We start from the raw sequence: 13096 nt of genomic DNA, 5'->3' as shown, positions 1-13096 counted from the left end.
GCAGTTTTACTGCAGCCCCGGGCCGTCGTCGTTGCGGTTCAGGACGCGTTCGAACCAGGGTGAGCCATCCGGCGCGGGAAGGTCCCCGGCGAAAGCCTGACGAGGGTTTTCGCATTTCTGCGCAATCCTGCAGCGGTCGGGCGGCTCGCCCGGCTGGCACAGCCGGAGCGCATCGGCTGCCGCCGTCGTCATCTCGATGAGCTGCGGTTTCCCTCCGGCGCCTGGATAGCCGCCCTGATGGGCATCGCACTTTGCGCTGTCTGCCGTGCCCCGGCAGTACATGTGCATGATCGGCTCGACGGCATCGATGGTTCCGGCGGGCGGCTGGGTGCCGAAATTCGGCCTGAAGTTCTGCGCCAGTCCGTCGGGAAACAGGGCCAGGCCGTCGAGATAGCATCTGTCCAGCAACGCGTCGCCGGCCAGCGGGTAGCCCTGATCCGGTTTCAGGAACCCGTAGAGACCGGCAACGGCGGAGAAATCGCCGCCGGGCTCGGGTGCGCCTGCCGGCGCTCCGGGCTCTGCGGGTCCCCGATAGGTGCCATCGTCCGCATAGGAAAGTTCCGGGCCGCCGTCGCTTCGCGCCATGATGTGGTCGATCGCCCGGCGACCGTCGGGAAGCGTCTCGGCGACATCGATTTCGCCGCCCGGACGCACGCAGGCATAGAACAGCGAGCCGGTGCTGCCATCCACGGGCGCCAGGTTGATATGGCCTTCGTCCGATATCGAGATTGCCGCGACGATCTGGTTCCCGGTCCCGCCTGTGCCGATATCGCCGGCGCGCACATCGCAGCGCAGCGTGTTCGCGCCGCGGGTGCAGAAGGCGTGATTGGCGATGCGATACGGTGACCGGCCGGCGTTCGCCAGCTCTGCCTCGAATGTCTTCGCGACGAGGAGTCCGTCGGGATAGGCGATGTAGGGGCGCAACATGCAGGCGTTGACGGCCCTGGCGATCTGCTGGCTGTCGAGCGAGGCGTGGTCGGCTCCCGGCAGGACACCGTAGATGCCGGGAGGCAGTGCCGCCCCGTCCGACGGCGCGGCCTCGTCAGACTGGCCGGGCTGCGGATCGTTGCCCTCATTCGGATCTGCCGGCCCGTCGGTGGCCGCCTCGTCGACCGTTTCGGACTGCGAAGCGCTGCCGCCCGAAAGGTCCGCCTCTTCGACGAGGCAGGCATTGGCGGCATTGCTGGTGCCGCGTCTTGCGATGCAGCCTGGGCCGCGTTCCGGGCCGGACATTGCCGCGATGTCCTGTTCGCTCAGGCGCTGGCCTTCGCTGAGACGCAGGCGCTGTTCGCCGCCATTGCCGTCCACCCGCACCATGACCTCGGCCCGCCGTGCGCCGCCGCCCTCCGCGCCCGTATTGACCCGCCACAGTCCCCTGGGAAGGAAGAACGGCCCCGGATCGCCCGAGGAACTGAAGCTGGAGCCGCTGGCGAAGTAGATGGAGCGGCTCGTCCCGGTCGGCTGGTCCGTCAGGAATGTCGTCTGACGGGCCGCGGGAAAGCCTTGGGCGTCGCGGACGTCGAAATAGACCCGGGTGAGGCCGAAATCGAAATCGAGCTCCGTGGTCCCGCCCGCGTTCACGGTGACGAGTTTCTCGCGGGTGATCGTGCGGGCAAAGGTTCCGCGCAGCAGATAGGTGCCCGGCGGGAGGGTGCGGTCGAAGGAGGCGGACGTGTCGGTGATGACATTGGCCTCGTCGACCGCGCCATCGACGACCGGATAGGCCCAGTAATAGGCGCCGCCCGATCCCGCGACGCCGCTTCGAACCGTTTCCCCCGGCGCCAGGGGCTCGGCGGCGTTGATGAAGGTGTTCACGCGCAGCCGGGCGGCAATGGTGCGCTCGATCGTCTGGGTGCCGTCTCCCGGCTCGACCTCGAATTCGAGGCGTGTGCGGATCTGGTTTTTGCGCGATTCCTCTCGCGTCACATAGGCGATGTAGCGTCCCGGAACGAAGGTTCCGGCCGCGGTGAACGGGCGGTCCTCGTAGTAGAGCTCGAAATCCTCGAACGATCCTTCGCCAGCGGCCTCGACGGTCATCTGGACGTTCCGGATCGTCAGCTGCGGTCCCCCGTCGGTGTCGCGAAGAATGAACTCGACGCGGCGCGGCGAGGCGGCGGGGTCCTCGTCGACGAAATCGCTGTCTGCCGGCTCGATCTGGGCGACATCGTCGACGAAGTCGCGCTCGTCCACCGCAACCGTCTGGCGCAGGGCAGCGTTCAAGCCCTCGGCATCGTCGGCGGCGAGGTAGAGGCCTCCGGTGTTCTCGGCAAGGCAGGCGACCTGTCGGCCCTCGTCACCGGAAAGCCCGAACCCGACGACATGAGCCGTGAAATCGATCCCGGCCGCCTCCAGCTCGCGGCCGAGCGCACAAGGGTCCGCGTCGCAGGTTTCGATACCGTCGGTCACAAGCACGACCGTCGCCGCCCGCTCGGTATGCCGCATGGTCTGCGCGGCCTGGCGGACGGCCGCCGAAAGCGGCGTCATGCCTCGCGGATTGACGGCGGCAGCCGCATCGATCATCCGCGGCACCGTCTGCCCGGCGGGGCCGACCGGCACGACCTCCTCGATATCCGAGCACCGGCCGCGCACGCGGTGCCCATACACCATCATTCCGATGTTCATCGAGGCCGGAACGTCGAGCAGCACGCCCGACAGGGTCTCGCGGGCAATCTCGATCTTCGTCCTGCCGTCGATCTGCCCCCACATCGAGCCCGAGCCGTCCAACACGATGATGGTGTCGGCGGTCGGCGATTGCGCAGCGGCGGGCGGCATGGCAAGGGCGGCCGCCGAAAGGCCGGTCAGCAGAGAGAAGATGCGTTTCAGGGAGGCGGTCATCGGTTCTGGCGCTTTCGAACGGGGGGCCGGGAACGGGTGCGACGGGGCAGGGCGGCGTGCCTGTCCTGCCCGCCTTGGGGTCACTCTTCCTGTGCGGGGCCGAACAGGCGGCGGTAGGTTTCCATGGGCAATGTCGCGAAAAGAGACTTGGTCGCCTCATAGTCGATCGAGTTGCCGCCGGCGTAATCGCTGGCCGAGAACTGGATGCCGGCCGTGCCCATGCGGCACGAGATCAGGAGGCTGCGAACATCGCCGACACAGTCGAAACCGTCCGGGAAATCGGTGTCGGCGTTGCCGCCGGGCACGACGCCGGCAGACGCCATGGAAAAGATCCGCTCTATCAGCCTCAGAAAGCTCGCATCCTCGCTGATGGCGAGGGTCATGGTGACATTCGGATAGTCCGGCATGGACATGTCGAAAGACACCTGGAACGGTTCCCCGTCCGCGTTCACCACCATGGTCGGGCGCTTGCGGAACGCATCTTCCGATGCCTCGTCGATAGCGGTGGGCAACAAGGCGGCAAAGCTCAGCCCGGGATCCCGAGCCAGGGCGTCTGTGAGGTTCGCTTCGTCTTCGGAAGACAGGGCCACCGTCGCCGAAGCCGACGCGAGAGCCGCAACCAGGATGGGCAGAAGTCGGTGCATGTCAGGCCTCCGGATGCTTCAGTCACCGAAGGCTAGCGCGCGGGCGCCGAGGCTCAGTCACCCAAATGAGTGACGGGCGGTCATCGAGCGGCCTTCCAATTCACTCGGGCACACGGCTCGCGCCTCGAAGGAGCTGCGTCTGTCGAGACGATCCCGCCGGGCGGCACGAACGGAGCAGTCCGGGCCGGCTACGTGTCGAGCTTGAGAATGGGCGCTTCATAGGTCACCGCCTTCTCCTGCCCGGTCATCTCGAAGGGTTGCGCCGGCCGGAAGCCATGAATGGAGGCAACGAGATTGCCCGGAAACGTTACGATGCGAGCGTTCAGGTTCTGGACGTTGCCATTGTAGAGGCGCCGCGCGGCGGCGATCTGGTCCTCGGTTTCCTCCAGTTGCCGCTGAAGCGTCTGCAGGTTCGCCGTCGCCGTCACCTCGGGATTGTCCTCCGCGTAGGCAACGAGATTGCCGAGCGATCTGCCCAGGGCCGCTTCCGCGGTCGCGATCTGTTGCCTGTCGGCACTCGCGATGGCCGCCATGGCTTGCGCCCTCGCCGAAAGCAGCCGGTCGAAAACGTCGACCTCGTGCTTTTGCGCCGCCCGCACCGCAGACACCAGTCCGGGAACCAGGTCGTGGCGGCGCTTGAGTTGCACCTCGACGCCCGCCCAGCCCTGGACGACCTGCGTGACCGCACGCCCAAGTCCGTTGAAAACAGCGATATAGCCGATCAGGATTGCCGCAACGGCAAGAATGAGCAGGAGTTCAAACATCGTAGGCCTCGGCTATTCGACAAAGCGCTTGAACGAAACGGCAGCCGCAGCAAAACCGTTGACGAGTTCATTGACGTGCGCCGCGATGACTGCTTCGTCTTCGCTCATGATGCGGTCGGTTCCACTGAGGTGGATGGTGTCGCCGTCGATCATCATTTGAAGCCGGTAGCGGTCGTCCAGGGCGATCAACGTGGCCTGGGTGGCGGGGGTCAGGGCCCGCAGCAGCGCCATCTGCGCGTCGGTCCGAGATCCGGGCGCCGGCTCGACCGCGATCTTGAAGCGGGCGTTGAACTCGGCGGACTCGGTCTTCACGTCGCGCCAGCCGTCGCGGTCGAAGGCTTCTGCCAGCAGGCTTGCGGTGATGCCCGTGTCGCGGTCGAGCCGATAGCTCACGACCATGTTGTACAGCTTGCCCCGTGCAGAGCGATTGTTGAAACCGTCCTTCTTGAGCGCTTCGACGGCCATCGACGCATCGACCTCGTATTCCTGCAGGCCAAGCCAGAACGGGATCTCGTCGGGCGTGCGGCCCCAGTACATCGCCTGGAACTTCAAGGGGATGAGTTGGCCGGTGCGCGGCCGGCACAGGGCGCCGATGCGCTCATAGGCCTGCCTGGCCAGCGGGTCGACCGTGATGACGGTGCGGCCGTTGACCTTGCGCCGGCTTTCGGGGGCGATCAGCCGAAACGACCAGTCGTTTTCCTCGGCGATGCGGAAGAAGCGCCAATCGCGCTTGCCCTTCGCCTTGCCCAGATAGTCGACCGAAATCACCCCGGCGATGGATACGACCAGGGCCGGAACGGCCACCCATGCCGCATCCCGCCAGAAGATCGAGATCACGATGCCGACAACCGCGGCGAGAGCAAGCAGCAGAAATGCCTGCCCGACCCAGGCCGGGATGTTCAGGCCGCCTGTCGGCGGTGTGATGCGCTGAACTTCGGCGTCGCGCGTGCCGACGAAGGGGTCCCAGACCTGCGGAATTTCCCCGGGCATGTCGATGTGTCCTTGTCTTCAACTCGCTCGGCCGCGTCGCCGCGGCTGCCTCGCACGACGGCGCAGGGCGGGGCAGGGCGCAGCCGCGCCGGAACCCCGGGCTCCGGAATGGATGCCCCTGCCATTTGCCGGGAGTGCTGGAGAGCCCATGCGTAGATCCCTGATCGAGGTTTCCGACCATGGAGCCAGTCAATCAGGGTTCTTTCCGCCAGACGTCACTCAAATGAGTGAGGCGCGGCGCCGGTCGACCCAATGGACCAGGCCGTAGGTCGCAGCGCTCAGCAGAAACCCGGCCAGCGCCGCGGAATTGATGTCGACGGTGGAAAGAAGCAGCGTGCTCACGACGCCCAGACAGAGCGAGGAGACGGCCGCGCGAGGCGATGGCTTGCGGAGCAGAAGGGCTCCGAGCACGGCAGGCAGGAACACGGTGAGGCTGTTGAAGGCGGCGATGATGCCGGAGAGGATGTCGCCGATCGCCAGCGCGACGGTGGCGACGACCAGGAAGAGCCCCGCAACCAGGGCCCTGAGGGAGCGCAGGGAAAGGCCTTTCCGGGCGAATGTCGTGACGAGCGGCATCACGAAGGTATCGATCGACGACATGATGCAGGCGGCGAACATGGCATCCGCCAACCATCTCTGGCCGCCGGGCATCAGGTTTCGAAACCGCTCCAGGACATCCGTTGCCGGGCCTGTCTGCAGCGCCACCATCACGATGATCGTGTAGATCGCCCCACAGATGAGTGCCGCGATCATGTAGGCGCGCCTGGCGACGAGAGGCGACGGCGCGGTGGCGATGCGCTGCCAGTTGTCGACGGCAAGGATCGGGCTCAAGGGAATGAAGAGAAAGATGCCGAGGAGCAGGATCGGCTTGTAGGGGCCGAGGTCGAGATAGTCGCGCTCCCGGTCGAATTCGAACGTCAGTCCGAAGAGCGCGAGCACCATCACAGTGACGATGATGGCGACCTGGAAGATGTCGGTCTCCGTCGCCGCCTTGTATCCCCCCACGACGACATAGGTCGATGCCAGCAGAGCCGACAGACCGAGCGCCTGCACGAAGGGCAGCTGGAAGACCGCGCCGACGATTGCCGCCAGGGCCATGACCTGAACCACGGTGCGCAGCATGAAGACCACTGCGACAGGAAGCCAGATCAATGCCGGATTGCCGATGCCGTGCGCCGAGGCGATGAAATCCACAAGGCCGAATGCGTCGTTGTCGCGCGAGGCCCGGTGCACCCGGGGCGCGACCAGGGCGCACAGCAGGAGCCCGGCCGTGTAAGTCACCGCCAGGGAAATGCCGATCAGCGGACTGGCGTTGGAAAACAGGAAGATGGCGATGAAGGTGCCGATGCCGACATTGCCGCCGACGATGCTGGCGATGGTCTGGAGCAGCGAACTTCTGTTGGAGTTGAGAACAAAGTCCGCGACGGTGGTTCGCCGCGAACGCAGGATCGCGATGGCCAGCGGCGTCAAGAGGACGAGGAGCAGCGTCGCGGATTCAAACAAGGTGCAGCTCCCGCGTCACGTCAAGCGGCGTGCCCGGCTCCGAAGGCCTGATCGCGACGATCACGCGCCCAACCACCCGATGGGCCCGGACATGATGCGCGAGACCAGAGCCGTCTGGCCTTGCACCCCCATCTTCTCGTAATTGCGTTTCAGATGCGTGCGGACGGTGTGGATCGAAACGCCGAGTTCCGCGGCGGTCTGTTCGGGCGACAGTCCGGCCGCAATCTTGAGCGCCACATTCGCTTCCTGCTGCGTCAGACCGTAGGCAAGCTGCATCAGGGCGAGGCGATTGTCGGCCGTCGAGCCGGTACGGTCGCTCGGGTTGCGCAGCACCAGGATGGTCGACGGCCCCTCGCGCAGCAACCCTGTCTGGCGCAGGACCGGCGGACGGAAGTAGAATCCGACCGGATCGTTTTCGACAACGATTACGGCCTCGTTGATCGTCGCCTGCGCGCTCGCGCCGATGCCGGCGCGCCGGAGGAGGTTCTCCGTCGCCTTGGCGACGCTTTCATCGCAGGGAAGCGCGACGTCGGAAGCGCAGCGCTGCAGCGCCTTGCGATAAGAGCCGTTGAAGAAGACAGGGCGGCCCGTATCGCTCAGCATCGCCACGCCGATTTCGAACCGCTCTATGACGCTCTGAAGAACGACGCCGATGGCCGCGTTGTCGAGGATCTGGCGGTTGATCTTGTACGAGCGGTCCCAGTGCGGCATCAAGGTGCTCACCAGTTGCTCGACCTGCGCCGCATCCAGCCGATCGTCGCGCGAGATCGCAAGCGCGAGCCGGTACATGATTTCGGTGAGCCGTCCTTCGTCGTCGATGGCCGTATAGCAGAGCTCGACCAGGTCTTCCGGATTGAGCTCGTTGCCGATGGCGGTGTCGTCGGCAAACATGCGCACGATGCGCGAGGAAAGGTTCTCGATCGAAGTGGCGGTCGGTTCCGCCTCCTGTTCGGCAAGCTTCCCATCCCTGTGCCAGGACAGGATCGCCTGCGAGACCGAAAGACGCTTCTCGTCGAGAAAGAGAGCGCTGCGCGCGCCTTCCACCCGATAGGCGCTGACGTCGTCGAGCCCGCGTGCGCCGAACCATGCCTTCATCGGATCGATGAAGCTGCCGAGCCCCATCATCGGATCCTCGCCGCCATACATCAGGAGTATCCGCGTTCCCGGCTTGACCTTTGCGCCTCTCGGCCATTGCCAGGCATTCTGAAAGCCGCCGAAGATCGACGTCCAGTAGGCGAGCGTCGGCGTCGGCCATGCCGCGTCATCTGCAACCAGTGCATCGATGATGGTGCGGTCCGGTGTCATCACATCGGCAAGGTGGTTCTTCTCGTTCAGGTGCGCGCCGAGAAAGCTGTAGAGGTGGTAGAGCGTGTGCTCATCGGGCTTTGCCGGATCGCAGATCAGCATGCGCGCCTTGACGAACGCGTTGGCGAGCATCCACAAAGTCTTCTGGTTGGGCGGCGGGGAGATCAAGACGATGTTGCGGCAAAGATCCGGCTGGATCTTCAAGAGCTCCAGCGTCAGCAACGCCGAAATGTTCGGAACGACCATCATCCGGTCTTCCCAGGGCACGTCTTCGAAGGCGATCTCGGTCAGCGTCTGCATGTCGCTGATCAATTGCTGCCATCCCGAGTGCCGGTCGAGATGTCCCAGCGGCTGACGCGCGGAGACCGAGCCGCCATGGCCTCTCAGGTCGCCGGCATGCACGTCGAATCCGCTGCGTGCCAGCGCCGCGGCGATATCCGTCACATTGCCTGAATGGGTGGGCTGGCTGTGTCCGACGAAAACGCTCGGAGCACGACGCTCGCCGCGCCAGTGGCGATGCAGCAGCAGGGCTCCTCCATCGCCGAGCACGTATCGTGTCCGAGCCTCCACATCGAGCATGAACCCAACCCCTCGCAGCCGTCTGGGTCATTATAGGCCGATGCGAAAATGAACAGGCGATGAATTCGTTAACCTTTGTCCGGACCGCCAGCGGGCCGGGACATCGCCCGATCCTCTGCAAGGCTCCTCTTCCGCTGCGGGCCCGAACGGAGCGCCCCGACTGCAGCCGTCTCACTCATTTGGGTGACGCCACCGATCCCGATGCGGGTTCAGGTGTGCTGAGAGACGGTTACAGGAGCGCTTTGCGATGGGGTCCATTCGGAGACTGCATGCCAGAACCGGCCGGTCCTTGCTGGCGATACTGGTGGTGCTTGCGGCCACACTCGGCCAGGCGGCCCCGGCACTTGCGAACTGGCAGGGCACATGGAGCACCTCCGGCGAGGAGTGGCGCATCGTCGAGAACGACGGGCGCGTTTTCGGCGAGATCGGCGCCGGCGGGTTTTTCGAAGGCCGCGTGAGCGGCGACGGCCGGTCCATGCGCGCCGCCTTCCAGTTTGGCGACGGCCGCCGGGGCTTCACCGAGATGCGCCTGCACGGGACCGACGTGTTTGTCGGGCCGCTCAGCCTGAGCGCCTTTCCGGAACCTGCAGCCAATGTGTGGGCAGGTCCGCTCCATTACGGCGAGCGCCGCTCTTCAGCCGAACCGATCCTCCGCAGCGCCCGCGCTCGGGGCACGAACTATCCCTCCAGCCTCGGCCCGGCGCCCAATCCTGCGATCATCGCCTGGCTGGATTTCGGCAGCGAGACGCCGGATGCCGGGGTGCTCGATCCGTCCTCGCAGGACGAGGTCCAGCCTGCCGATGCGCGGCCTGTGTCCATGTGGGAAGGTCGTTGGGACGCCGACGGCGCCCTGATCCTCTACAAGGAAGGCTCCCGTGTTTTCGGGACACGCAGCCTCATCGGCTCTACCGGGCGGATCGAAGCCCGGCTGTCGCCGAGCGGGCGCGTCCTGCGCGGATACGAGGCGACCAGCGTGGTCTCGCCCGATCCGCTGATACCCTCCTCGATCACCTATTTCGAGGTGTCGATGGGCGGCGACAATCTGTCGTTTTCCGGAAAGCAAGGCCGGACGATCGAAGCGACCAAACAGAACGACGCCATCTGGTACGGCTACAAGCAAGGCTCGGACGTTCCGCCGCCGGCTCCCGATGCAGCCACCGTCTTCATGCCTTCCGATTGGAGCGGCCGGCCTCCCGCGGAGGTCTCGGCCTGGCTTGCCTTCGACGATCTGCCCGCGCCCGGCACGGCAGACCAGGGTTACGGCATCGGCGAATGGCGCCTGACGATGTCGGGCAGCCGGATCGGGCCGATGGGCCATGGCGCGATCATGCGCATGTCGGCGCCCGACGCAGACGGTATGGTCTACGGAAACATCAATGCCTATGCGCCCGGCTCGGCCGTCGTTCTGGGCCGCATGTTCTCGGCCGGCGAGTTTCGCGGCATCTGGATGACGCTGGACGACACCGGGCTCAATCCGAGCGGTTCGTGGGGCACGCTGCGCCTGGCAGGCCATCCGTCAAGCCGCCAGTTCACCGGCTCCTGGGCGCTCGCCTATCGCGCACCGTCCTTGCGCAGACAGGCCGGGATGCCGGGGGGGCGGATCGAGGGTCGGGTCGACGGCAACACCGTCCTGGAGCCGCTGACGGGCAGCGTGACCTCGGCACGGGCCAATTTGCGCCGTCTGATCCGGTCATCCGCCAACATTCCCGCTCTCTTTCGCGGCGTGCGACCCGATGCCGGGATCGAGGCAGCGCTGGCGGCCTGGTGGACGGAGGGCGCCGACATCTGCGCGGCCGGCTGTCTTGCGCCGGAGCCGAAGCAGATCGTCATCACGCCCGACACGCTGCTCTACGATGCCGGTACCGGGTTCGTCGGCGGCGAGCGGACGGCGCGCTTGTACGGCTCGCTCAGGGCGCTGGTTCAGTTTCGCACCGGTGCCGACACCTACAGCCGCGCTGCCGAAACGCCGCGATGGGTCGATATCTGGGACGCCCCGCAGGACTACCGCGTCGCCGTGACCGGCGACCGCGACAGCGTGTTTGTGGTGACGCCGCCGGAATATGCCGCGCGCGAAGAACGCGCCGCGTGCCCCTTGACTGCCGGCTCGCCCCTGGAGGCTCGACGCAGGGCAATCACGATTGATGTGCCCGAGGGTCTGTTCTCCGATCCGGATCGGGAGATCATCGTCAATCTGGAAGGGGAGGTCTGGCGCCACCGCGATCCCCGCCGCGACGAAAAAATGGGCGAAAATCGCATCGAACTCCCTCTCAAGGGTGCCCTGGCGAGCAAGTTCGAGAATTCGGCCGCTGGCACGGACCCGGATGACATCTCGTGCCTCCAGCGCAGTCTGCTCCTCGGCTTCGCCAGCAGCCGTCAGCAAACGGCGTTTCGAACCGTGATCGACCTGGTTCGATGACCGTGCCCCACGTTCCGGCAACCAATCCAGCGAGGCCCAGACGATGACATCCAGGCTTGCCCTTCCGGCACTCGCCGCCGCGCTTCTTCTCGCATCATTGCCCTTGGCCGGCGCTCAGGAGATGGGGCCCTGGTATGGCGGGTTCGAAGCCGACCTTCCGGTCGGCGAGCAGAGCATCACCATCGAACTGGACCAGCTTGCCGGCGGCACCGCCGGCATGGCGAGCGTCGTGATGTTCCTGTCGGAGGCCGCACCCTGCCGCACCACCGCCATGCGCCGGGAGTTCTGCATGGATCTGTGGGCGCGAACCGACCAGCCTCTGATATCGGGGGAGGTCAGGGGAGTGCGCTTCACGCCGACCACGGCGACGGTCGCCTTCACGATCCCCGGGGACGATGCCGTCCGGATCGCAGAGATCACCGCGGAAGCGGGCCGCTACCGGCTCTTCATGCTGCATCCCGACCGCGGGGTGGACATGGACATCGCGATGACCCGCCGGGCGCATTCCTGCCAATCCTCGATGTGCGACGAGGGACGCCTCGACGCGCTCCGGCGCCAGCCGGCCCGGTTTTCCGGTCCCCTGGTCGATCCGGCCTTTTTGGCCCGCTATCCGGCACTTGCCAGGGCTCCCTCCGGCTTGCTTCCGGCATCCCGCCAGCAAGCCGCGCCCCCGCCGGCCGCTCCGGGCGGTTCCACGCGCTGGCGCGTGGAGAGCCTCGACGACGGCCGCTCCATGGGCGAGCTCTATCTCGGTGGACAGTCCTGGCAGTTGTCCGGCGGCGGGCAGGTCGATTCCGCCGGCTTCGGGCCGCTGACCAACGTCGCCGTAGCGCCCCGCGCCGCACTTGGCGGCGGCTTCAGCCTCGACATTACCTTCCACGCGGACGGGTCGGGCGAACGACGCGAAGGCATCCTGTTGCTCGGGTTTCCGCGGCAGGACGGCATCGTCGAAGGCACTCTCGTGGAGGACAGGCATGTCAGCCTGGTGCGGCTGCGCCGCGACGACGGCTTTGACGCCGACGCCGGCGCCGACGCCGAGGCGGAAGGCGACATGCCGGGAATCGGGGTCTGGGGGCCGGCCTATCGGTTGCGCAACGTACCCGAGGGACGCCGGCTAAGTCTGCGCGACCGGCCATCGCGGGACGGACAGGCGGTCGGTGCCATGGGGGGCGATGCCAGCGAGATCCTCGTTCTCGGCTGCACGCCGGAGATCGACACGATGACGTTCGAAAAGGCCGACCGCGCCGGCAAGCGCGACCTGCTGGCCACGGCCTGGTGCGAGGTCGAGTGGAGCGGCATGCGCGGGCATGTGCCGGGCACCTATCTCGATCCCATCCTGGAAGGAGACCGGTCATGATCCGCTGTCTGCCGGGACTTGCAGCAGGGGCGTTGATGCTGGGCATCGTGCCCGCTCATGCGGAGGGTCGCTACGAGCACAATGGCTCGATCATGCTCATCAGCCAGGACCGCAACACCGTCCGCATCGTCTACGAAACGCCGCGACCGGGATTGGTGTCCCAGGGCGTTCGTCCGGGCACTGTGCTCTTCGAAGGCCAGTTGAACGCCGATTCCTATCTCGAGGGCATGAGCCGGATCTTCCGACCCGGCTGCGACATCGACTATTTCGTCTATGGCGACTACCGCCCGGCCGGCGATCTGGCGCTCTCGGGCGCCGCGCCCGTTCTGGCACCTTCCGGCTGCCGGATCGTCAACAACGTCCATGAAGGCCCGAACGCCAACCTGGTCTTTTCCTATCTCGGCCCTGCGCGGGGTGGCGCCAGGCCATCCGGGCCGGCAGCCAACCAACCGGCCGCCCCGGCAAGGCCGGTCGCAGGCCTCGGTCCGTTCTGCGTGAGCGGCATTTCGAGCACGCTCAACATGCGTGCCGGTCCGGGAACGCAGTTCGGAGTGGTCGGCACGCTCGATGCCGATCGATGCGGGCTGGCCGGCTACGGCCGCTGCCAGGACGGCTGGTGTTTCGTTGCCGACAGGAGCGCAGGCCCTTCCGGGGCAATGGGCTGGGTTTCAAGTCAGTACCTGCGTGCAAGATGAGGAGTGAG

The 13096-nt window shown here is 66.2% G+C and carries 9 protein-coding genes; 3 read left to right on the top strand and 6 right to left on the bottom strand.

Going from position 1 to position 13096, the window contains the following annotated elements; all coding sequences use genetic code 11:
- Positions 1–6: 6 nt before the first annotated feature.
- From GH266_RS04100 to GH266_RS04075, 6 genes are all read right to left on the bottom strand, one after another.
- Positions 7–2835, bottom strand: a complete 2829-nt coding sequence (locus tag GH266_RS04100) for a vWA domain-containing protein (RefSeq protein WP_199270438.1) — start codon at positions 2833–2835, stop codon at positions 7–9.
- A gap of 80 nt (positions 2836–2915) precedes the next feature.
- On the bottom strand, positions 2916–3479 hold the full coding sequence (locus GH266_RS04095) for a hypothetical protein (RefSeq protein ID WP_158192767.1): 564 nt from the start codon (positions 3477–3479) through the stop codon (positions 2916–2918).
- 188 nt (positions 3480–3667) lie between these two features.
- Entirely contained in the window at positions 3668–4243 is a 576-nt protein-coding gene (locus GH266_RS04090) for a LemA family protein (RefSeq protein WP_158192766.1), read from the bottom strand.
- Positions 4244–4255: 12 nt separating this feature from the next.
- Complete coding sequence (locus tag GH266_RS04085; RefSeq protein ID WP_158192765.1) at positions 4256–5233, bottom strand: hypothetical protein; 978 nt, start codon at positions 5231–5233, stop codon at positions 4256–4258.
- Positions 5234–5452: 219 nt separating this feature from the next.
- Entirely contained in the window at positions 5453–6736 is a 1284-nt protein-coding gene (locus tag GH266_RS04080; protein ID WP_158192764.1) for an SLC5/6 family protein, read from the bottom strand.
- Positions 6737–6796: 60 nt separating this feature from the next.
- Complete coding sequence (locus GH266_RS04075) at positions 6797–8620, bottom strand: serine aminopeptidase domain-containing protein (protein ID WP_158192763.1); 1824 nt, start codon at positions 8618–8620, stop codon at positions 6797–6799.
- Between the two features lie 289 nt (positions 8621–8909).
- On the opposite strand from GH266_RS04075, the gene GH266_RS04070 reads away from it, so the two are divergent.
- From GH266_RS04070 to GH266_RS04060, 3 genes are read left to right on the top strand one after another with little or no spacing between them, the layout of a single operon-like run.
- Positions 8910–11036: a hypothetical protein gene (locus tag GH266_RS04070; RefSeq protein WP_158192762.1), complete on the top strand. Its 2127-nt coding sequence runs from the start codon at positions 8910–8912 to the stop codon at positions 11034–11036.
- Between the two features lie 43 nt (positions 11037–11079).
- Positions 11080–12393 (top strand): SH3 domain-containing protein, encoded by a 1314-nt coding sequence (locus GH266_RS04065; RefSeq protein WP_158192761.1) that lies wholly within the window; start codon positions 11080–11082, stop codon positions 12391–12393.
- On the top strand, positions 12390–13088 hold the full coding sequence (locus GH266_RS04060) for an SH3 domain-containing protein (RefSeq protein WP_158192760.1): 699 nt from the start codon (positions 12390–12392) through the stop codon (positions 13086–13088). The genes GH266_RS04065 and GH266_RS04060 overlap by 4 nt, the downstream gene beginning before the upstream one ends.
- Positions 13089–13096 lie beyond the last annotated feature (8 nt).

The sequence above is a fragment of the Stappia indica genome, assembly GCF_009789575.1.
Lineage (GTDB): Bacteria > Pseudomonadota > Alphaproteobacteria > Rhizobiales > Stappiaceae > Stappia > Stappia indica_A.
This window is presented reverse-complemented; position numbering and strand designations above follow the sequence as displayed.